24 protein-coding genes are annotated in these 19194 nt (G+C 65.8%); 11 read left to right on the forward strand and 13 right to left on the reverse strand.

All coding sequences use genetic code 11. From position 1 onward, the window contains the following. Nucleotides 1-31: 31 nt before the first annotated feature. Nucleotides 32-670, reverse strand: a complete 639-nt coding sequence (locus ACLIVD_RS37710) for an isochorismatase family protein (RefSeq protein ID WP_491933107.1) — start codon at nt 668-670, stop codon at nt 32-34. A gap of 139 nt (nt 671-809) precedes the next feature. Here ACLIVD_RS37710 and ACLIVD_RS37715 point away from each other — a divergent pair, with 139 nt between their 5' ends. Then, nucleotides 810-1784 (forward strand): GlxA family transcriptional regulator, encoded by a 975-nt coding sequence (locus ACLIVD_RS37715; RefSeq protein WP_491933108.1) that lies wholly within the window; start codon nt 810-812, stop codon nt 1782-1784. 593 nt (nt 1785-2377) lie between these two features. On the opposite strand, the gene ACLIVD_RS37720 is transcribed toward ACLIVD_RS37715, so the two are convergent. Next, entirely contained in the window at nt 2378-2533 is a 156-nt protein-coding gene (locus tag ACLIVD_RS37720) for a hypothetical protein (RefSeq protein ID WP_005572642.1), read from the reverse strand. Between the two features lie 168 nt (nt 2534-2701). Between ACLIVD_RS37720 and ACLIVD_RS37725 the strand changes: the two genes are divergently transcribed. After that, complete coding sequence (locus ACLIVD_RS37725; RefSeq protein WP_491933109.1) at nt 2702-2893, forward strand: hypothetical protein; 192 nt, start codon at nt 2702-2704, stop codon at nt 2891-2893. Nucleotides 2894-3147: 254 nt separating this feature from the next. Here ACLIVD_RS37725 and ACLIVD_RS37730 read toward each other — a convergent pair whose 3' ends face one another. Continuing rightward, nucleotides 3148-3441, reverse strand: coding sequence for a WhiB family transcriptional regulator (locus ACLIVD_RS37730; protein WP_052024068.1), 294 nt, complete (start codon nt 3439-3441; stop codon nt 3148-3150). Nucleotides 3442-3745: 304 nt separating this feature from the next. Here ACLIVD_RS37730 and ACLIVD_RS37735 point away from each other — a divergent pair, with 304 nt between their 5' ends. Continuing rightward, complete coding sequence (locus ACLIVD_RS37735) at nt 3746-4102, forward strand: hypothetical protein (RefSeq protein WP_491933110.1); 357 nt, start codon at nt 3746-3748, stop codon at nt 4100-4102. Between the two features lie 125 nt (nt 4103-4227). Here the strand turns inward: ACLIVD_RS37735 and ACLIVD_RS37740 are convergent, their stop codons facing one another. After that, nucleotides 4228-4398: a hypothetical protein gene (locus tag ACLIVD_RS37740; RefSeq protein ID WP_491933111.1), complete on the reverse strand. Its 171-nt coding sequence runs from the start codon at nt 4396-4398 to the stop codon at nt 4228-4230. Nucleotides 4399-4504: 106 nt separating this feature from the next. Here ACLIVD_RS37740 and ACLIVD_RS37745 point away from each other — a divergent pair, with 106 nt between their 5' ends. The 4 genes from ACLIVD_RS37745 (at nt 4505) to ACLIVD_RS37760 (ending at nt 6394) form a co-directional block, all read left to right on the forward strand. Next, nucleotides 4505-5215, forward strand: coding sequence for a hypothetical protein (locus ACLIVD_RS37745; RefSeq protein ID WP_491933112.1), 711 nt, complete (start codon nt 4505-4507; stop codon nt 5213-5215). Further along, on the forward strand, nt 5215-5502 hold the full coding sequence (locus tag ACLIVD_RS37750) for an RES family NAD+ phosphorylase (protein WP_005572637.1): 288 nt from the start codon (nt 5215-5217) through the stop codon (nt 5500-5502). Before ACLIVD_RS37745 ends, ACLIVD_RS37750 begins: the two co-directional genes overlap by 1 nt. 112 nt (nt 5503-5614) lie before the next feature. Next, nucleotides 5615-5758 (forward strand): hypothetical protein, encoded by a 144-nt coding sequence (locus ACLIVD_RS37755; RefSeq protein WP_491933113.1) that lies wholly within the window; start codon nt 5615-5617, stop codon nt 5756-5758. A 78-nt stretch (nt 5759-5836) separates the two neighbouring features. Next, the gene (locus tag ACLIVD_RS37760) at nt 5837-6394 is read left to right on the forward strand and encodes a nucleotide-binding domain-containing protein (RefSeq protein ID WP_491933114.1); all 558 of its coding nucleotides are present in this window, start codon (nt 5837-5839) and stop codon (nt 6392-6394) included. A gap of 169 nt (nt 6395-6563) precedes the next feature. Here the strand turns inward: ACLIVD_RS37760 and ACLIVD_RS37765 are convergent, their stop codons facing one another. The 4 genes from ACLIVD_RS37765 to ACLIVD_RS37780 form a co-directional block, all read right to left on the reverse strand. Further along, the gene (locus ACLIVD_RS37765; RefSeq protein ID WP_491933115.1) at nt 6564-6878 is read right to left on the reverse strand and encodes a hypothetical protein; all 315 of its coding nucleotides are present in this window, start codon (nt 6876-6878) and stop codon (nt 6564-6566) included. A 540-nt stretch (nt 6879-7418) separates the two neighbouring features. Further along, nucleotides 7419-7988: a dihydrofolate reductase family protein gene (locus tag ACLIVD_RS37770; RefSeq protein WP_491933511.1), complete on the reverse strand. Its 570-nt coding sequence runs from the start codon at nt 7986-7988 to the stop codon at nt 7419-7421. 115 nt (nt 7989-8103) lie between these two features. Continuing rightward, nucleotides 8104-8319 (reverse strand): hypothetical protein, encoded by a 216-nt coding sequence (locus ACLIVD_RS37775; RefSeq protein ID WP_491933116.1) that lies wholly within the window; start codon nt 8317-8319, stop codon nt 8104-8106. Beyond that, nucleotides 8319-8783: a hypothetical protein gene (locus tag ACLIVD_RS37780; protein ID WP_491933117.1), complete on the reverse strand. Its 465-nt coding sequence runs from the start codon at nt 8781-8783 to the stop codon at nt 8319-8321. The genes ACLIVD_RS37775 and ACLIVD_RS37780 overlap by 1 nt, the downstream gene beginning before the upstream one ends. Before the next feature lie 197 nt (nt 8784-8980). Here ACLIVD_RS37780 and ACLIVD_RS37785 point away from each other — a divergent pair, with 197 nt between their 5' ends. Continuing rightward, nucleotides 8981-9118, forward strand: coding sequence for a hypothetical protein (locus ACLIVD_RS37785; RefSeq protein WP_491933118.1), 138 nt, complete (start codon nt 8981-8983; stop codon nt 9116-9118). A gap of 357 nt (nt 9119-9475) precedes the next feature. Here the strand turns inward: ACLIVD_RS37785 and ACLIVD_RS37790 are convergent, their stop codons facing one another. The 5 genes from ACLIVD_RS37790 to ACLIVD_RS37810 all read right to left on the reverse strand — a co-directional run bounded on the left by ACLIVD_RS37790 (nt 9476) and on the right by ACLIVD_RS37810 (nt 14345). Next, entirely contained in the window at nt 9476-10837 is a 1362-nt protein-coding gene (locus ACLIVD_RS37790; RefSeq protein ID WP_491933119.1) for a VWA domain-containing protein, read from the reverse strand. 188 nt (nt 10838-11025) lie between these two features. After that, nucleotides 11026-11196 (reverse strand): hypothetical protein, encoded by a 171-nt coding sequence (locus ACLIVD_RS37795; protein ID WP_491933120.1) that lies wholly within the window; start codon nt 11194-11196, stop codon nt 11026-11028. A gap of 585 nt (nt 11197-11781) precedes the next feature. Then, entirely contained in the window at nt 11782-12048 is a 267-nt protein-coding gene (locus ACLIVD_RS37800; RefSeq protein WP_491933121.1) for a hypothetical protein, read from the reverse strand. A 337-nt stretch (nt 12049-12385) separates the two neighbouring features. Further along, the gene (locus ACLIVD_RS37805; protein WP_491933122.1) at nt 12386-12979 is read right to left on the reverse strand and encodes an HAD family hydrolase; all 594 of its coding nucleotides are present in this window, start codon (nt 12977-12979) and stop codon (nt 12386-12388) included. Between the two features lie 463 nt (nt 12980-13442). After that, nucleotides 13443-14345 carry a LysR family transcriptional regulator gene (locus tag ACLIVD_RS37810; protein WP_491933123.1) on the reverse strand — a complete coding sequence of 301 codons (903 nt, stop codon included), beginning with the start codon at nt 14343-14345 and terminating at the stop codon, nt 13443-13445. Nucleotides 14346-14565: 220 nt separating this feature from the next. On the opposite strand from ACLIVD_RS37810, the gene ACLIVD_RS37815 reads away from it, so the two are divergent. The 3 genes from ACLIVD_RS37815 to ACLIVD_RS37825 all read left to right on the forward strand — a co-directional run bounded on the left by ACLIVD_RS37815 (nt 14566) and on the right by ACLIVD_RS37825 (nt 19167). Further along, nucleotides 14566-15948: an FAD-binding oxidoreductase gene (locus ACLIVD_RS37815; RefSeq protein WP_491933512.1), complete on the forward strand. Its 1383-nt coding sequence runs from the start codon at nt 14566-14568 to the stop codon at nt 15946-15948. A 167-nt stretch (nt 15949-16115) separates the two neighbouring features. Further along, nucleotides 16116-17567, forward strand: coding sequence for a Na+/H+ antiporter NhaC family protein (locus ACLIVD_RS37820; RefSeq protein WP_491933124.1), 1452 nt, complete (start codon nt 16116-16118; stop codon nt 17565-17567). A 13-nt stretch (nt 17568-17580) separates the two neighbouring features. After that, nucleotides 17581-19167, forward strand: a complete 1587-nt coding sequence (locus ACLIVD_RS37825; protein WP_491933125.1) for an N-acyl-D-amino-acid deacylase family protein — start codon at nt 17581-17583, stop codon at nt 19165-19167. Nucleotides 19168-19194: the final 27 nt, after the last annotated feature.

Below are 19194 nucleotides of genomic sequence, written 5' to 3' on the forward strand. Positions count from 1 at the left end.
ATCCGACGATCGCCCTCTCGTGTTGCTTCCGTCAGGCGAGGGCGGCCGCCGAGCGTCCATCGAGGGCGGATTGCACCAGGTTGCTCTTGGGCAGCGTCGAGCCGGCCCTCACTGTCTCGATCCACTGCGCGGTGGTCGACACCGCAGCGAAGTTTGACTGCAGCAACACCATCAGCGCAGTATGCAGGGACTCGGCGGAGATCGTGCCGGCCTCGTTGGCGAGATCGATGGCGCCCGTGGCGTCGGACAGGATTTCGGTGGCGAACCCGAGCCCTTCGGCCTCCACCGCCGTGGCGAGGTCGCAATTGTTGGTCATGTATCCGACGATCGTGATGGTGTCCACGTTGTGCGTGTGGAGCCATTGCGCCACATCCGTTCCGGCGAACACGCTCCCGTACTGTTTGTGCACCCGCTTGGCTGCCGGATGGATGCACTGTTCGATCTCTGGATGCAGCGACCATCCCGCGGTGCCCTCGGCGAACACGGGAGCGCCCTGCGGCATCTGATGCTGGACCACGAGAACCGGGAGGTCACGTGCGGTGGCCGTCTTCATAGCGTTGACGATGTTGGCGAGGGACTCCGCGCGCGGCGGGTACTGGATCTCGAGTGGCCCCTCGAAGTACTCCTGCTGGACATCGACGACGACAAGGGCGCGGCGGGGTGCGGTCATCAGGTCTCTCCTTCAACGGTGGTGGTGGCGTCGCGCCACCCTGTGGGCGCGGGCCCGTCCCAGTGTTCGGCACCTCGGCTTCGTCCACGAGTGGCATGGATGCATACTTTCGATGGAATCAGGCCAACCCGGAGGCATCATGCGCATTGCTGTCTACGCGTTCGACGACATCACCATGTTTCACCTGGCGGCACCGTTGATGGTGTTCGGCGAGGTGGACCGCCTCGGCCTTGCCGACGACTGGCAGACGCGGTTGTGGTCCGATCGTGCCGGCACCATCCGCACCATCGAGGGATACCCGATCGGCGAGGTCGCCGGTCCGGACACCGTCGAGTGGGCCGACATCATCGTCATTCCCTCCTGGCCCCAGTCCCTCACCCCTGTTAACGACGTGTTGAAGACCGCGATCACGGCTGCGCATGCCCGCGGTGCCGTCATTGCCGGCCTGTGCCTGGGCGCCTTCGCTCTCGCCGACACCGGCCTGCTCGCAGGACGCTCCGCGGTCACGCACTGGGAGGCGATGCCTCTACTTGCCGAACGCAGCATCGGCAGCGAAGTGGACTCCTCGGTGCTCTACATCGATCACGGTGACGTCCTCACCTCCGCGGGCACGGCCTCGGCGATCGACGCCTGCCTCCATCTGGTGCGCACACACCTCGGATCCGCGGTCGCCACCCGGATCGCCCGCAGCCTGGTCGTCGCCCCGCACCGGGAAGGAGGACAGGCACAGTACATCGACCGCCCCCTCGCTCAGCCGGCATCCGACACCACGATGGCCGAAGCCCAGCAATGGGCACTGACCCATCTCGACGAGCCGCTCACCGTCGACCGCCTCGCCGATCAGGCACGGATGAGCAGACGCAGCTTCGTCCGCCACTTTCACCAATCCACGGGCACCACCCCGGCACGCTGGATCCTCGAACACCGCCTGCAACAAGCGCGGGCCCTCCTCGAAACAACCGACTGGGGAATCGACATCATCGCCGCCAAATGCGGCTTCGGAAGCAGCGTCACCCTCCGGCAACGATTTACGGCAACCTTCGCCACCTCCCCCACCGCATACCGGCGGCAATTCGCCGACACGCGCGGCACCACCGCCGCCCGACCCCAATAGAGCAGAGGCCGCTGCTCGACGCTGCCGCCGCGTTGCGAAGTCCGCACGGACACACTGCCATGCCCCCCGGGGCAGGGCAACGACCCGCACTCAGTTCGGTGTCAGGAACCGTTGACCACTAGATCGATAAGCCAGACGAGCCACGGTACCCCACCTTCAACTGGCAACTCCCACATCGTTTCCTCCCCATCTCCTTCGGTGCGGTGTGACCGCCATTGGCTCCCACCCACAACAACAACCAGACCAGGCACATCCCCGGCGAGTCCCGAGCCGATACCCGTGACGAATACAGACACCGATCGAAGGCGTCGACCGCGCACTTACTGCTCGGCAATTCGGGGATGCAGAAATTTGTTCAATGGCGTGGATCACAGTCTCTGGACTTCCCGGTGCCGGCTCACGAAAATCAGTGGTGCGCTGCTCGTCACTGATGTGCAGGTTGTCCGTGTAGCGCCCCTGCCAGCTGATATCCATCGTTGGCGGGGGCTGCGCTTGGCTGCGCCACACGAAAACTCACGTCGTCGCCCCCAATACCCCCTCGGTGCGCTGCCGCTGCTCGACGGCAACCGACCCAACTGTGTTCGATGTTCGGATCAGAGGTTCAGGTGACCGGCGAGACGGCTGATCGGATGCGGTTCGATAGTCAGATTCGTGGCCGCCGACGGACCGGTGACGCACACGCCGGCACTTGCCCGCAGATGAGCGGCCCCGCCCAACCGGACGGTGGCGGTATCCGTCGCGGCGATCATGCTCGCACCGAAGGCTTGGACGTGACACTGGCAGTGCGCGAGAACAATAGCGCTGTCCTCAGCGCGGATCCTGGAATGATCTGTCCCCACGAACCTGACTCTTCCCGCGGGCATCGACGGTACTGGTGTCAACGGCCTCGACGTGGGCGTACTCGTAGGCGGTCACTCGTGCCTCGTTCGACACCTGAGAAAGCAGCGGCCGACAGCCGCGACGGCGCCGCCGCTGATGCCGCCGCACGACTGTCCGATCAGCTTGACCGCAACGTCCCGCGGGATGCACCCGAGATCGAACCAGCGAAGGGCCTCCCGGACCGGATTCAGATGTGCCAGCTCGGTGCCCAGGACCTGGCATCGCAATGACCAGGAGTAGATCCCCAGGACCGCCAACGCCGTCGAGGTGGCCTGCCACACCATCCACGAACGCTCCGTCGGCCCCAGACGCCGGCTCAGGGCCGCATGAGCTCTTCTGCCGCGGACGACACCATGGCGCCCATTCAACCCCAGCACCCCACCGAACGAGTGAAGCACAACCACCGCGTACCCCACCGGGACAACCACTCAGGGCGCGTGCCCGACATGTCGAGGGCGCCGAAACGGTACCGCCGCTGGTCACGTCAGCTGGCCACGTCGTGCTGCTCACGGAGATACGCAGCACGCTCCGACTCGGACATCCCGCCCCAAATTCCGAACGGTTCCGCCGCGACCAAGGCATGCTCGCGGCACTCGATCAGGACCGGACAGCGCCGGCACAGCGCCTTGGCGCGGGCCTCCCTATGGGCACGGGCCCCACCGCGTTCACCGTCGGGGTGAAAGAAGACGGCGGAATCGACTCCGCGGCACAGGCCTTCCAACTGCCAGTCCCATACATCCACGATCGGCGCGAGACGGTGATGATGTGCAGGCGGCACGACGGACTCCTCAAACTTCGCGCTCGATATCGAGCGGACCGACTTCGTCCCCGTCCTGTACCCCCGCCCCTGTGCACAGAAACAGCGCCGCCCGGGCCCGTCGGGACGTCGACCCGGCCAGCCGACGTCTCCACTGGAGTCTGCGATTCCGGCACACCGTGGTCGCCGTCCGGCGGAAAATGGCCCTACATCGCCCGAGAGGACCGGTCATGAAGGATTCATCGCGCCCCGTCTGCCGCGCCTTCTCGCGGCCGGAATCACAACCCTGGCGCCGCTGACGGCTGCGATCGTCGGTGCACCTTCCGTGTCCGCGGCACCGGTCGATACGGTCCTGCCAGTGCCGGTAGCCGGCAACACGCTGTCGTTTCAGTATGCGACGTGGATGGGCATCTGCCAGGGCCGCGTCATCGCGCGAACCGACACCGCGACACCGGGTCTCACGTACTTCCGCATGGAGACCGGATGCACCGGGACCGTGCATTGGCGCAACCTCACCACCGGCGCGGCCGGGGATGCCGAGGTGCGAGCATCCAACTCCCCGCAATCACCGCCACCCGCGGCCGCCGCGACCGGGTCCGGTGTCCTCGTCGCCACCATCACCCTGGGTATCCCCTACAGCACCACCTTCTGGCCGGGGATGGGTATGTGGACTGTGCCCTGACCCGGAGACTTGGGCTGGTTTCCAGGCACGCGGGTGACGTGGCAGCGCATGCCCGACCCCAGTGAACGTCACCGGGGGCACGACCCCTTCACACCGGCGACCAGCACCCCGGGCCCCACACGGCATCAGGTGGGATCCCACGGTGATAGTTCGAGACTGTTGAACTCATCGAGGACCTGGTCGACGGCGGTGGTCGGGATGCGGAAGTCGCTGCCCTCCGAAGCCCGCAGTCGGTCACGCACGTAGGCGAGCATGGCGAGTTCACGCTCGACGTCTGCTGCCGTGCGGTCGCTCACGGTCTCATCCTGCCGTGAGTGGGCGGCGATTAGCTGCAGACCCCTCTACTGGCTGCAACGAAAGCAACGATATAAGATTGCGGTGCAAACGTAGCAAGGAGTGCTCATGTCGACCCACCGATCGATCTCTCCCAGGCGACACCACAAACTCGCCGGCCACCGCCTGCGCCGCGACACCGCCACCGGCCGCTACACCCGCGCCGGCGACCGCCCGCACGCCGCTCCGTCGCCGGACGAACGGCGTTTGTCGGATCTGTCGACCCCCGAACTGATCGACGTCGTCGCCTCCGAACTCGCCGCCCGCCCCGAGATGCACCTGGTCCGCAACCAGGTCACCGCGCTGCTGGCGATGGCACCGACCCTGACCCACCGCACCCAGGCCGCCCGAATCGGCGCCGACCTCGTCGACGACGCCATCGCACAGGCCGACCTCGAGCAAGCCGCCCGCCGGCACATCCTCGACCACCCGATGCTCACCGCCGGCCAGGTCGCCGCCGTCCTGCACCGGCCCGCATCAGATCGCACCGTCGCCTCGAGGCTGCGCACCACCGGCAAGGTCGTGGCCCTACCCGTCGGCAACAGCTACCGGTACCCGGCATTCCAGTTCGACGAAGCCACCGCCTCGGTCCGCGACACCGTCGCCGCGATCAACACCGCCCTCGGGGCGGCCACCGACCCGTGGGGTGTCGCGTCGTGGTGGCTGACCCCCTCCACCCGCCTGCCCGAGGGGCAGACCCCCGCCGACCTCGCCGCCGACCCGAACCCCGCAGCCGGCCAGAAACTCGAGCGACTCGCCGCCGCGGTGCTGCCCGACTGATGCCGAACATCGAACCACCGGCCGCAGGGTTACTCCGGCCGGCACACCGCACCGTGCTCACTGCCGGAACAGTGGTGTGGCGGGTGCACAGCAGCCACCGCGCCGCGCACGCCCCGAACCCGACCCCGCAACCCGACGAACTCGCCGGTGGCCGATTCGACTCCCTCGACGGCAGCTACGCCTACCTCTACATCGCCGACAGCCCCGACGGGGCGATCGCCGAAACCATCTGCCGGGACCTCCCCTGGACCCATCGATCACGCGGATCGTTCCTGCCTCCGCCGTGACCGGCCGCACCCTGACCGCTACCCGGATACGGCCTCGGAGAGTTGGAAGGTCACCAAGCCGCGCGACGAAATCGAGGCGACCAAGGAGTGCAACGACCGCACCTCGACGAACATGCGCCACCTCGCGAGGATGGCCCGCGCATGGAAAAACGCCAACGGCGTGAACATGGGCGGCCTGCTCATCGACACCCTGGTGCACCGGTTCTTCGCCCAGACCGACGAATACGACTCTGCCGGGACGGATCGTTCGACCTGATGGCCCGCGACTTCTTCGACTTCCTCAAGGACGAGCCGGACAAGGACTACTACTTGGCCCTTGGGTAGCAATCAGCGCGTGAAGGTCAAGGCGCGATTCCAGCCGAAGGCCAAGAAGGCATACAACCGCTGCCTCGAGGCGATCGCAGTCGAGGGCAAGGCCTCGGCGAACAAGAAGTGGCGAGAGGTGTTCGGTACCCCGGTGCCGCTGAAGGCCAGCGAGTCCAGGTTCAACTTCAAGAACACCGAGGAGTTCATCGAGAACACCTTCCCGGTCGACGTCAGCGAAACGCTGACCATCGACTGCCAGGTAACCCAGAGCGGCTGGCGACCGACCTCACTTCGGGACATGCTGCGGGCCAAGAGTTTGCTCCTGCCGAACAAGGATCTCGACTTCGCCATCACCCACTGCTGCGTCTCTGAGCCTTACCAGGTGAAGTGGAAGGTGCTGAACCGTGGCGACGAAGCCGAGCGCCGCGACAAGATTCGCGGGCAGATCGTCAACTCGAACCGCCCACACGAGAAGCTCCACGAACGCACCCAGTTCCGCGGCGAACATCTCATGGAGTGCTACATCGTGAGGGACGGCGTCGTGGTCGCCCGCGACCTGATCGAGGTGCCGATCGACGCGGGTTGAATCGGCTACCAGCCCGAACGGTTGTCGCAGTCCGCCATGTCCAAGCAGCAGAGCGAGGACAGCGCCCTTAGTCCGAGTCGGCTGTCGGCCGATCAGAACGGGGAGGCGTGCAAAGGAGCGATTTGTAGCCGAGGTTGAGCCGCCGGCTTGGCTCAACCTCGGCCCAGTGTCATCCCCGCGGCTGCCGTCGCAGCGCCGTAATGCTGCGCGAGCTCATCCCGAACAGGGCATTCGGCGAGGTCGCGGTACCGCGGCGATACGGGTAGCCGGCGATGATCGCCGCGGCGATGAGTTCGCCGTTGCTGACGTAACCGTCGAGTGCCCTCTCTGCCATGTGTTTGAGCCCGTAGCTATGGGCGTCGTTGTTGAGTGTCTTGCGCGGTGCGATGTTCTGCAGGAGCCACTCCCGGACCTGATCGACATGCGCCCAGCTATCGCGCAACTCGATGCGCCACTGGGTGAACTGCTCACGCCTCTGCTGCATTGTGTTTGCAAGGAGCCCGAGCCGAAGCCGTTGAGGCACAGGGCGGCTCGCGATCCATCACGGCGGCCAGCTGCCGGTCGACCTCCTCAGCGTCGATCAGGTCGCCCCACGAGCCGTAGCCGGCATCAACCGCGACCAAGTGCTGAACTCGCTGAAGCCCTACGGCGGCGTCGCCAGTCGCGCGTAGGTCCTTGAGTTGCGCCTTAGCGCGTTCCTTGAAGTATCGGACGGTGTCCACGTTGGTTCACTACTATTCTGACTCGATTCCGTGCTCGCATGACGGTCGAGCCGATGTTACGTGAATCAACGGATCGTCCAGTGAATCTGCTTGGAATGGCGAAGCCTTCGCGCGAGCTGCTGGCACATCCAGGTGCCTACGCTCAGGATACTCGGAGCACAGGCAAGGCGGTGCACTCCACCCCCGAGCAGTACCGGCCAGGCCCTTATTCGGGTACGTGTGCGACGGGCCGACCCTTCGCGTCAGTCGCGAAAAATTTCGTTCCATCGCAAGACAGCGGCCAATGTCCCGCGACGATCGCGTCAAGCCGCTACACGCGTGGGCCGGTATCGCAGGGCGACCGCCCCCGACCGGAACTCCTGGCGACCCACGAGCTCGAGCTCGATGCGCTGGGGCAGACCGGCGAGCAACGTCGGCCCGTGTCCGGCAAGGACAGGCTGCACAAGGAACTCGTACTCGTCGATGAGTCCCAGATCCGCCAACGCCAGGGGCAGAGTCACGCCACCCACCCACAGGCTCTCGCCTGGCTCCTGCTTGAGCCGCTGAACCGCTTGATTCACGTCGCCTCGCACCAGCTCGGCATTCCAATCGACCTCGCTGAGCGTGCTCGACACGACGTACTTCTTCGCCTGGTCGATGGTTTCGGCGAACGGGATCTCCCACTCACCCATCCAGCCAGGCCACGTTCCCGTGGCCGGCTGCCGCCACGCCGACTCCATCATCTCGTACGTCACTCGACCGAACAGCAGGGCATCGGCCCGCTCCATCTCAGCGGTCCAGTAACGCATCGACTCCTCGTCCGGCGGGAGCCCCGCCTCATGATGGCAACAGCCATCGAGCGTGACGTTAATCGAGTATCGAAGCGGTCTCATCCTGTTGCTCTCCCTTGATGCGCTCGGCTTGTACTCACCGGACAGTGGTCTGGACATGTTGTGGCGCGCCGCTACGATGGTCGGCACTGCAGATGCACTGGATGAGCCGGAGGCGTCACCCCTTTTCGGTGGGTGCGTCTCCGGTTTTCTTTTTTCGCTCACGTTCTTCGGTCATGCGCTTTTTCAGCTCCCGGCGGGCGCGTTGCTTCGGCGTCTCCACCGGCTCGGCGACCGGGCCGTCGTCGACGGGCCGGTAGACGGCGCGGCCGGAGATGATGTCGGGGTTGACCATGAGTTCGGGGCGGCCTTTTCCATCGGTGAACAGTCCCATCAGCTGGCCTTTCCTTGTCCGGTGATGTCGCGTAGCTGGACGATCATGCGGCGTCCGATCGCGCCGTCCGGTCGACGGTAGCGCCCCTGTCCTGCGGAGACGACCTCGAACCGCATCCCCCGGGGCAGCAGGTGCGCGGTGTCGTCGACCTTGTCCGAACGCCCCAGGTACATGACCCGGTCCGTCTCGATCTCGAACACGAGGTCGCGTGAGTCCAGGTCGGATTCGAGCTGGTGGATGGTGTGCGTGGTCATGGTGAAGCGGTCGAAGTCGAGCATCGATCCCTGCTGCAGCGCGGCAGGGAGATTCGTCCCCGACGCGGGCACCGTGTGCGGGAGCCGGGCGGCACAGTAGACGACGTGCCCTCGGTCGTTGACGCGTTCGGCGGTCTGGATCGCCCGGTCGATGCGTTGGACCTGGTTGCGGGTCTTGTCGTCGAGGTGCTGGGCGTCCCCGCGCGCCATGCTCAGTGCCGTGCCGATCTGCGACCAGTGGTCGGTGTCGGTGATCAGTGTGTCGACGGCCTTGTAGCCGACGGCCGGAAGCTGTGTCTGGACGGTGTTTTTGGTGACCGAGCGCGCCTTGCGTTGCCGTGCCGATGGGGGAGATCCGGATCGAGTCGGGGATCGGTAAGGCGCGGCGTTTCCGTGGGGAGACCTCGATGACCGCGGCTCTGGGGAAGGCGCGCTCGAGGTCTTTGCGGGCCCGGGTGAATGCGCTGTCTTCGACCATCATGTCGAGTTCGCGGGCGGAGGTGCGTTCGGCTGCCCGGTCCTGGTGGCTGGCCTCGGTGCGGTAGCCGGCGGGTTTGATCGCCGGGGAACTCGAGTGTCCGATCTCGGGGTCGAGCTGGGTCGGTGGGCCGTCCGGGCTGGCACTGTAGCCCACTCTGTGTCTCCCCCGGATCGGTGAGGGCGGGCGGGCGGACCGACCGCGGAAGTAAGGGGCGTGGCAGACGGAAACGTTCCAGTTGGCGTCTGCCACGCCGGGCGGAAAACGCTGGTGCCGGTAACCAGCCGGCGGCGCATCCCGCCCCGCAAGCATACCGGAGCCGGGCGAGCACCGGCCGACAGGACAACACTGAGGGGACGTGTCATATTCGCAGTTCAGACAACAATTTTCGCAGTGCAGCCATGCCTGCAGGGCAGGTCGTGAATCAGTTGAGGATGCGGGCCTGCCGGGCGGCGCGCAACCAGTCCGGGTACTCGCTGAGGAGCAACTCGTACAGCGCCGCGTCGCTGAGCGTGTCGATGTTCTCGACCGCGAAGAACCCGGCGTTGTCGACCAGTCGGCCGGTCAGGGTGTCCAGTTTCTCGAGGACACCGAAGCTGGACTTGCCGATGCCGATGAACTGCCAGAACGCCGGCAACGCCGACGCCGTCCGCATCAAGGTGGTGATCTGCGCCCTCGCGTGGAATCCGCCGTCGGTGAAGAACAGCACCAATGTCGGGACCGCGGCGATCTTGTCGAGGGTGCCGATGATCTCCTCCATGATCGGGACGTCGTTGTTGGTGCCGCCGATCGCATCGAAATCGATGTCACCGTGCCGACCGTGCAGGTGGACATAGGTGTTCACCCACGTGTCGGCGTCGGCGACGGTGACGTCGGGCAGCTTCACAAACCGCTGGGCATAGGCGTAGGCCTCGAGGTTCCCGTCCGAATCGAGCTGCGTTGCGACCGGCACCATCCGCTCGATGATGCGTTTGACCTCACCGGACCGGTATCGCTTGGACATCGACCCGGTGTTGTCCATGACCAGGACGACACGGCCGACCGGGTTGGAGGCGCCCTTGTGCAGGAGGACTTTCGCGACCTCCCGTTTCTGCAGGTTCAGCTTCTCCCGCTTGACCAGCGACAGCGTGGCCTCCCCGGGAACCGTCCGCACGCCGTGCCCGTCGACGGTCGCCGAGGCGGAAGCCGACTGCGCGGGTGCGGGTGTCTGTGCAGGTGCAGGTGCGGGTGCGGGTGCGGGTGCCTGTACAGGCTCGGGCGCCTGTGTGGGTGTGGGTGTCTGCGCGGGGGATTCGTCGACGCTCACGCCGTGCTCGGTGACCAGGGCATCCAGTCCCCCACTCCAACCGGCCGACCGGTTACGCACCTTCCAGGACCCGTTGCGCCGATACACCTCGAGCAGCACCGCCGACCGCTCGGTGGTCAGGCCCTCCGCCGGGATCTCGAACGAGGTACCGCCCGTCTGGGTGACCGTCACGGCCAGCCCCGGCACCTGGGCAAGGCTGCCGGCCACGTTCTCATCGAGTGCGACGGCCACCGCGAGGGTGTCGATCGCCGTGGGGACAGTGCCGAGGTTCAGCGTCACCCGGTCGCCGGAGAGAGTGACCGCACCCTCCGGGGTGCTGGGGTTGTTGAAGAACACCAGATCGGCATCCGTCCGCACCTTCAAATCGGCACCGAGCTGGAAGACGAACAGATCGACCGTTCCCTGCCGGGCCCCGGTCACCTCCACCGTCGTGGTTGCCGTGTCGATCGGGCTGTTCGCTCCGCGAGTCAGAGAGGTCATGGTGTGTGCCGGCCCCCTCAGGTGGGGCCGAGTCCTTTCCTTCGTCAACTGGTGTGGCGCAGACCGGCTGTCGCCGGGGCGAATTCATGCCCGGGTCCCGATACTCCATCGTGGAGGCCGCCAGCCGGCCCCGTTACGGCCGGCCCGAACCATCCGCGCCCGATGCCCGGACTCTGCACGGACAGAAATCAGGTCGGATCCCACGGCGATCGTTCGAGGCTGGTGAGCTCATCGAGAACCTGATCGACGGCCGTGGTCGGGATACGAAAGTCTTCGCCCTCCGACGCCCGGAGACGGTCACGTACGTAGGCGAGCATGGCGAATTCACGCTCGAGGTCTGATGCGGTTCGGTCGCTCACGGTCTCATCCTGCCTTGCGGTGGGCGGTGATCCGAACTGTTGCCGCCCGGCGACGGCGGGACGAAGGCATCCACACGTCCATCGCGGCGTTCGATGTCGCGACGAGCAGTGGTTCCCGCCGTGGCCGGGTTCGCCGGCGCGGTCCTCGTGCACACCCTCGACGCCGAGACGGGTGGGCCACGACATCTGCCGGCCGCGGAGCCCGCCGAATGGGCACCTGCGATACGTCTGGCGACAGATTCCCGGTAGGTCAGACCTTGGTGAATTGCACGGTCAATAGCGCCGGTGGTCGCGGAACCGGGACGTTCTCAGTGCACATCAATCCTCCGCCGACTGAAACGCCCTACCCGCCGATTGCTGCGCCCCGTGAGGGATCGGGCTTGTTCGGGAGTTGATCGAGCGGCGCGATCCGGGTGTGTCGAGGCGAATCGGCCCCGGACGACGGCTGCTGGACCGTGAGCGCGGGTACTGACACCTCGGTGAGTGGTATATTCCGTGTGAAGCCACCCCATCGAGGTGGGGCTGGAAGTGAGCCACAGGATTACTCGCCGGACGACGAGGCCTGTGGCTCGCGTCGTTTCCAGATCAAATCTGCCGCAGGTCGACCGCACCGGAGAGTTTCGCCAGGTAGCTGGGATTCCCGACCCGGGATTGGACCACCGCGCCACACACGATGTCCGCAACCCAGAGCGCCGGCTCAACCATTCCGACTGCATGGTTCACCCGCAGTGATGAGGTGATGACCTTCTGTGCTCGGAACTTCTGCAGGATGTCGAGGTCGCTTGCGTCGAGGTGGCTGCGAGATTCGAGTGTGATGTGGCTGCACGGCATCTCGGCCAGGTTGGGGAGCAAATACTCCAGGCACTTTCTGCGGTGGCGCCGGTCGGAGACGGCGGCTTCGGTGTGAATGACGACCAGACCTGCCAGCGGAAGCGCCGCGACTGCCTCGATGAGATCGTGCCGGCGGTCGGCGCTGCTGCCGTGCCAATGGACCTTTTCTCCGTGGCCAGACGCAGAGATTCCATTGTTTTGCGGACGTCCGGGACATCGTCCTCGTCGCACAACGCTGCCGCAATCAGGTACGTGTCGGGATCGCGGTCGGGCTGCGATCCGCTCTCATCGCCCCAGGCAGTCAGCATGAGTGAGAAGTCTAGGGAGTCGCCGCGACACCGATCACCGGAGCACCAGGTCAGCGTGATCCCTGTGCCACCTGCCCCTGTCGGTGGTGCGGTGTAGTGCGTTGACGCCGTCGCCGGTTCGCCCCATTGCCGCTCTTCGCGGCGGCCGTGCCTGCGGCCAGCACCGTCTTGAGCTCGCGTACCCGGAGCCCGGTCAGCTCGTCGAACGAATGCGCCCGCACCCCGCCAGAGCGTAATGCGTCCACCGTGTCTGGTTCGTCGTCGACGAACGCCGACAACCACTTCCCCACAGCTCGACAGTGGCCGGCCTTGACCTCGACCGCAGGCCGGAGCTCACCACGAGAGCGGCACAGCAACGCCCGGCCGGGCGGAAAACCGTTCCTCCCGAGCCATATCCGGGTCTGTTCCGCGCAGGAGACGGGCCGGGTCGTGGAATACACCACCACCAACCCCAGACCGGCCACCGCCTCCACCAGATCTCGGCCCGGTTCGATGACCGCCGCCTGCCCGACATGGTCGAAGAACCGCTGCCACGCCTGTCGGCGGCTCCCGTCCGAGTCGCCGGTCAGGAGGTGGGTGAAGGCCGACAGGTCCGCCAGGCCGCCGTCGATGTCGAACATCACCACCCGCTCGCTGCCGCTCACCTGCTCGACCCTAGCCACATGGGCCGGTCGGGGTCCCGGCGCCACGCCCACCGCCGCGGATTCTGCCAGCCCCACCCGTGGTCACTAGAGAGCCGTAGAGAGCGCAACAACGGTGTTCCACACCACCAGCTCGCGCACACCCGAGAGCAATTCCAGAGGGTGCACAGCCCACGAGGACGGTGCGTCGATGCGCGGCTGGGGACGGCGGCGGGTGCTCCATCTCGGGTGCGGCCGATACAGTTGGTTCGATGATGACAACGATCCGCGCCCAGCGGACGGGCCTGGTCGGGCGGACCTGTGGTGGACTCCTACAGCCCTGACGCCGCCTCCGGTGATCAGGCCGAGATCTCCTCACCCGGGCTGTGGCGCTGAAACGATCTCGGGACTCGCCGCGGTTAGCCGGAACCTGCGGGTAGACCACACCGCCGTTCTCCCTGAACGTCATTGCGACGCAGGCCCCTACTCAGGTCGGGCGTGCGACTCGCCCGCTTGGCTGGTTGCCGATGAGAGCGAGGAAGCACTGCAATGCCGGGTTGGGGTTGTCGGGCCTGTAGGCGATGCCGACGTCCAATGTCATGGGCGGGCCGGCCACTTCGCAGAGGTGCACGCCCGGGACCCGAAAGGTGAGAGCACGACCGCGAGGGATGGGTGCGATACCGACGCCCGCTGCGACGGCGTAAAGGACCTGCTCGTCGTCGGCCTCGTTTCGTACGACGGTCGGAGATGCCTTCGGCCACAGCTGTTCTACGATTCTGTCGTACATTCCGGGTCCGTTCTCACGCGGCCAGAAGACGACGGGTTGGTCGATAAGCGCGTCGCGGTCGATCGTGCGGTGTCCCGCGAAGGGATGGTTTTCGGGTACGGCGATCAATAATTGTTCGCTCTCCAGTATTCGGACGATGAGGCTCAGACTGTCGATCGGCGGCCGGATAACCGCCACGTCGATGGATCCCTCCGCCGCGAGATCGGCGTTGCGTGTCGTCCAACCCCGGTACACCGACACTTCGATTCCCGGGAAGGTGCGCCGGTACTCGTTGATCAGGTCGGCGATGACTCCCCCCGCCCAGGATCGGGTGTGAGCAACCCGGAGTTCTCCCTCGAGGCCGGCCGCCGCCTGACGGATACGCTGCACGGCCCGGTCGGCGGACGCTAGGAGGAAGCGTGCTTCACGCACGGCAACTTCTCCCGCCGCGGTCAAACTGATGCGTGGTCCCCGCCGGTCGATGAGGGTCACTCCGACCTCACGCTCGAGGACCTTGATCTGCTGACTCAACGCCGACTGCGCGACATGCATTTCCACGGCGGCCCGGGTGAAGCTCTTCTCATCGGCTAACGCCACCAGATACCGGGCACGTTGAAGGTTCACGCAGTCATTATAAGCAATAGTGATGGGTCCGTCGTTTATTGGACTTGGACAACGGAGAACAGTCGCGTGGATGATCTAGGTCACAGGCCACCGCGTTCGCGAGCAATTGCAGAAGTCGGAACCTTTCCCGTGAAGGGCGTCCACACCGGGGCCATATCTTCGAGGAGCAACGTTTGTGAATCCCACTATTACGACGGATGACCTGGGCGCTCAGGACGGCGTGTTGCTGGAGCGCCTCCGAGCCATCGTGGGCAGCGCCCACGTCATCACCGACCCGCTCACCATGCGCAGTTACACCACCGACTGGACCGGCCGGTGGCAGGGGGAGGCGGCCGCCGTGGTGCGGCCGGCGACAACGGAGGAAGTGTCCACCGTGGTGGCCGTCTGTTATGACCGACGCATCCCCATCACCGCGCAGGGCGGAAACACCGGGCTGGTCGGTGGAGCCATCCCAGCGGCCGGAAGCATCGTCCTGAGCACTCGGCGTCTGAACAGCATCGACACGATCGACCCGATCGGACGAACCATCGCGGCAGGGGCGGGAGTCACGGTCGCGGAGGCGGACGACGCCGCATCGAAGCACGGACTGCGGTTCGGGATCGACCTCGCCTCACGTGATTCGGCCACCCTGGGCGGCATTGTTGCCACGAACGCCGGCGGCGTGCGGATGGTTCGCCACGGGAACACGCGGACGCAGCTGCTGGGAGTCGAAGCAGTTCTTTCCGACGGAGCGGTACTCAGTCGCTGGAGCCCACTGGTCAAGGACAATGTCGGGTACGACTTACCCGGGCTTCTCGCCGGAAGCGAAGGCACCCTCGCCATCGTCACGAAGGTGCTGATGAAGCTGACCACCCCCGCTCCGGAGACTCAGGTCGTGCTCGCCGGAGTCGGCACCATCGCGGCGGCGTTGGGTCTCTGCGACCGCATGCGGCGGCACGGACTGACGATCGAGGCCGCCGAAATCATGACGGCCGAGGGCGTCACCCTGGTGTGCTCGCACTCGGACGCGCGAGACCCCTTCGCCCAGCCATCACCGCTCTACGCACTCCTCGAGATCTCCTCGCCGGGCAATACCGAAGCCGCGGTTCTGGAGGTCTTGTCGCAACTCGCAGACACCATGGACGATGCCGTCGTCGAACCGGGCCCCGCCCGCAAACTCTGGCAGATCCGCGAAAGCCACACCGAGTGCATCAGCCGCGCATCGTCCACGCCGGTTGTCAAACTCGATGTGGCGGTACCGCTTCCAGCGATGAGCAAGTTCATCGCCGCCCTCGAGGCCGCACTCGCTGCCGAGTTCAGCGAGGTGACCCCCATCTTGTTCGGCCACTTCGCCGACGGCAATATTCACGTCAACATTCTCGACGTCCCACCCGATGTCTCGGATGCCATCACCGGCCGAGTATTCGAGATTGTGGCCGCCCACCACGGCAGCATCAGTGCCGAACACGGCATCGGACGAGCCAAGAAGTCATGGATCACCCTGGGCCGGTCCCCGGTAGACATTCGCCTCATGAAACAGATCAAATCCACCCTCGACCCACGAAGCATCCTCAACCCCGATGTCCTACTGCCCCTAGCCCCCGCCGACTCGGCGCACACCTGAGACGCCGGTAACCAGATGCCCACGCAACACCACGCGATATCGCGCCGAACCGTCACCACGTCCATCCGGCAGGGACACGATGTCACCTGCGATACCGTGATCCGCGCCGGCACGCCCACCCATCAGATATGCCCTCCTGTCCGCGTAGCTCCTCAGAGGACACAACCATGAACAGCAACGACAACGGTTCCACCGCAGTCAAAGACGCACAGCCCCACGACGATCACGACGCCACAACGATTCCCCGCCGCCGGAACCACCTCCTCAACGCCATTGCCTTGAGCGGGTTGGTACTGTCGCTGGTCGCCGGGATCATGGTGGACGGCCCCACACTGTGGGGGTTACTCCCGATCGCCCTCTACGCCGTCCTCGCCCTCCTCGGCATGGACATCATGGTGGCGACCGTCGTCGCGATCGTCTCCGCCTTCCTGATCCTGCTCCCCGCACCGGACGCCGTCGCAGACGTGCTGGGCGAGTCGGTGGGAGACCAGATCACGATTATCGGGTTGATCATCATGCTCGGGGCGGGCCTGGCCGAGGTACTGCGGGCGACCGGCGTCGCCGGCACCATCGTGCACGCGATCATGCGCACCGTGGGTGAGAAGAACAAGACCGCGGTGACACTCGGGATGATGTTGTCCTGCTTGATTCTGGTCGCGGCACTGGGCACCCTGGCAGGCGCCCTGGCGATCGCGGTACCACTGCTGTTGCCGATCGCCGCCCGAATGGGGTTCACCCGGTCGGCCACTGCGTCGATGATCTTCATCGGCGGATGCGCCGGACTGGCACTGGCACCGTTCGCCGGCTCCAATGTGGCAATCATGGACGCCGCCGAGGTCGGCTACCTGCAGTACCTGCTCTACGGCGCCGGCCCCCTTGCGGTTCTCTCCCTCATCATGGGGCTGTTGGTGGTGCCGTGGATGCAGCGACGGACCTTGAACGACAACGACTTCTACGATGCAGAGGACCTCGGTGCCCTCGACCACCAATCCACCCCGTCCAGCAAAAGAGCCACCGCAGTTTTCGTCGTCGCCCTCCTCGCGAGCATCGTGTACGCCACGATCACCTCGGCGGGGACGACCTTCCCGCTCCTGGCCCTTCCCGTTCTCGCCATGGTCACCGGCCTGGCCGGTGGACTGACCCCACACAAGATCGCCGCCCAAATCTACGACGGCGCAGCATCACTGATCAGTGTTTTTCTTCTGTTCTGGCTGCTGGCGGTGTTGTTCGCCGCCATCAACCTCATCGAGCCCTTCCACGTGATCCTCGATTCATACGGCGGCAAGCTGAGCGGACTCTCCCCCTTCGTCTTCGCACTGGCCATCGCGCTCCTCGGCTGGGTCGGCATACCCGGCGCCACCGCAGCGCAGGTCGTGCTCCTCGACCAGGTCTTCGGCGGATTGGCCGCCAGCGTCGGCGTCGGCGCAGGAACCTGGGTGGTCGTACTGCTCTTCGCGTCCAAGGCCGACACCTACGGCCCCTTCCCCAACGCCAACATGATCGGTGCCATGGGACTCGCCCGGTCCCTCAACCTCAGGAACATGCTGATCACCGGCTGGCTAATGCTGATCCCCTCCACCCTGATGTACACCGCCATCATCTTCTTCGAAACCCGATAGGAGCCGATTTTCCGTGCAGTACGACCTGACACTGACCGGCGGAAACGTCATCGACGGGACCGGTACCCCCAGAATCCGCAGCGACATCGCCGTCACCGGTGGACAGATAGCAGCCATCGGCCCCGGCCCTTTTCCCGCCCGGACGACGATCGACGCCGCCGGGTGCATCGTCGCGCCCGGTTTCATCGACCTCCACTCACACGCCGACTTCACCCTCGAAGCCCACCCGGCCGCGGTCACCCAGATACACCAGGGCGTCACCACGTTGATCGTGGGAAATTGCGGACACTCCCCCTTTCCCGCCACCGACAGTGCCCGGATCCGCCGGGCAACCCTGTTCGACGACACCCAGCTGAGCTGGAGCTGGAACGATGCGGCGGGGTTCGGCCTGGCGCTGCGCAACGCCGCGCCCGCGGTCAACGTCGGCCTGCAGGTGGGCCACAACGCGCTGCGGCTCGAAGTGCTCGGTGACGAAGACCGGCAACCCACCCCCGCCGAACTCGCGCAGATGTGCGCCCTCATCGAGCGATCGTCCACCCAACCCGGCGTGGTCGGGTTCTCCACCGGGCTGATCTACGCCCCCGGGGTCTTCGCCGACTCCCCGGAGATCCGCGCTCTCGTGGCCGCGGCGGCCGGGTCCGGGCTGCTGTATTCCACCCACATGCGCAATGAGACCTCGCAACTGCTCGCGGCTGTGGAGGAGGCCATCGACGCGGCCGAATTGTCGCAGGCACGGCTCGAGATTTCCCACCTCAAGGCGATGGGTCCGGAGAACTGGGGCTCGGTCAAGGCCGCCCTCGACCTGATCGACGCAGCCCGCCTCCGCGGGCTCGACGTCGCCGCGGATGTCTACCCCTACACCGCATCGAGCACCACCCTCTTGTCCCGGCTGCCGAAGTGGGCACTCGACGGCGGAAACGACGCACTACTCGAACGCCTCGCCGACCCCGCCACCCGCGACCGCATCGCCACGCAGCTCCGCGCCCGGTTCGGCCGCGACATCGACCCCGAAGGTGTGGTCCTCGCCGAACTTCCAGAAGGGCCCTACCGGAAGCACATCGGCTTGTCGATCGCAGCGATCGGTCGCCTACATGGATGCGACCCGGCCGAGGCGGCCCTCGCGGTGCTCGCCGCACACCATGCGACCGCCACCATCGTCAATCATGCGATGAGCGACGCCGATGTCACCACCGTGCTCACCCACCCATGGGTTTCGGTGGCCAGCGACGGCTGGACCATGACAGCAACAGGCGACGGTCACCCGCACCCGCGCAGCTTCGGAACCTTCGCCCGTGTACTCGGCAAGTATGTCCGCGACGAACACGCACTGCCCCTGGAAGAGGCGATCCGGAAAATGACGTCGCTGCCAGCCTCCCGCATCGGCGTCACCAACCGAGGAACCCTACGGGCGGGGAATGCAGCGGACATCGTCGTGTTCGACCCGTCCACCATCATCGACACCTCGACGTTCGATGACCCCTGGCACCTGGCCACCGGCGTCCGCACGGTACTGGTCAACGGCATACCCACCCTCTTGGAGGGACGAACTACCGGCGCCACCGGCGGACAACTCATTTCGAAGACACCCCACCGCCGCTGACCACGTTCACCCGACCACCGACAGGAG

Source organism: Rhodococcus sp. G6(2025) (genome assembly GCF_058628105.1).

Bases quoted from the DNA above. Each gene is read 5' to 3' on its own strand.
- ACLIVD_RS37785 (WP_491933118.1), top strand. From the start codon at position 8,981: ATGACCGCGGCTCTGGGGAAGGCGCGCTCGAGGTCTTTGCGGGCCCGG.
- ACLIVD_RS37750 (WP_005572637.1), top strand. From the start codon at position 5,215: ATGCCGAACATCGAACCACCGGCCGCAGGGTTACTCCGGCCGGCACAC.
- ACLIVD_RS37780 (WP_491933117.1), bottom strand. From the start codon at position 8,783: ATGGCGCGCGGGGACGCCCAGCACCTCGACGACAAGACCCGCAACCAG.
- ACLIVD_RS37820 (WP_491933124.1), top strand. From the start codon at position 16,116: ATGAACAGCAACGACAACGGTTCCACCGCAGTCAAAGACGCACAGCCC.
- ACLIVD_RS37765 (WP_491933115.1), bottom strand. From the start codon at position 6,878: ATGCAGCAGAGGCGTGAGCAGTTCACCCAGTGGCGCATCGAGTTGCGC.
- ACLIVD_RS37770 (WP_491933511.1), bottom strand. From the start codon at position 7,988: ATGAGACCGCTTCGATACTCGATTAACGTCACGCTCGATGGCTGTTGC.
- ACLIVD_RS37755 (WP_491933113.1), top strand. From the start codon at position 5,615: ATGCGCCACCTCGCGAGGATGGCCCGCGCATGGAAAAACGCCAACGGC.
- ACLIVD_RS37715 (WP_491933108.1), top strand. From the start codon at position 810: ATGCGCATTGCTGTCTACGCGTTCGACGACATCACCATGTTTCACCTG.
- ACLIVD_RS37710 (WP_491933107.1), bottom strand. From the start codon at position 670: ATGACCGCACCCCGCCGCGCCCTTGTCGTCGTCGATGTCCAGCAGGAG.
- ACLIVD_RS37790 (WP_491933119.1), bottom strand. From the start codon at position 10,837: ATGACCTCTCTGACTCGCGGAGCGAACAGCCCGATCGACACGGCAACC.
- ACLIVD_RS37745 (WP_491933112.1), top strand. From the start codon at position 4,505: ATGTCGACCCACCGATCGATCTCTCCCAGGCGACACCACAAACTCGCC.
- ACLIVD_RS37720 (WP_005572642.1), bottom strand. From the start codon at position 2,533: ATGATCGCCGCGACGGATACCGCCACCGTCCGGTTGGGCGGGGCCGCT.
- ACLIVD_RS37775 (WP_491933116.1), bottom strand. From the start codon at position 8,319: ATGGGACTGTTCACCGATGGAAAAGGCCGCCCCGAACTCATGGTCAAC.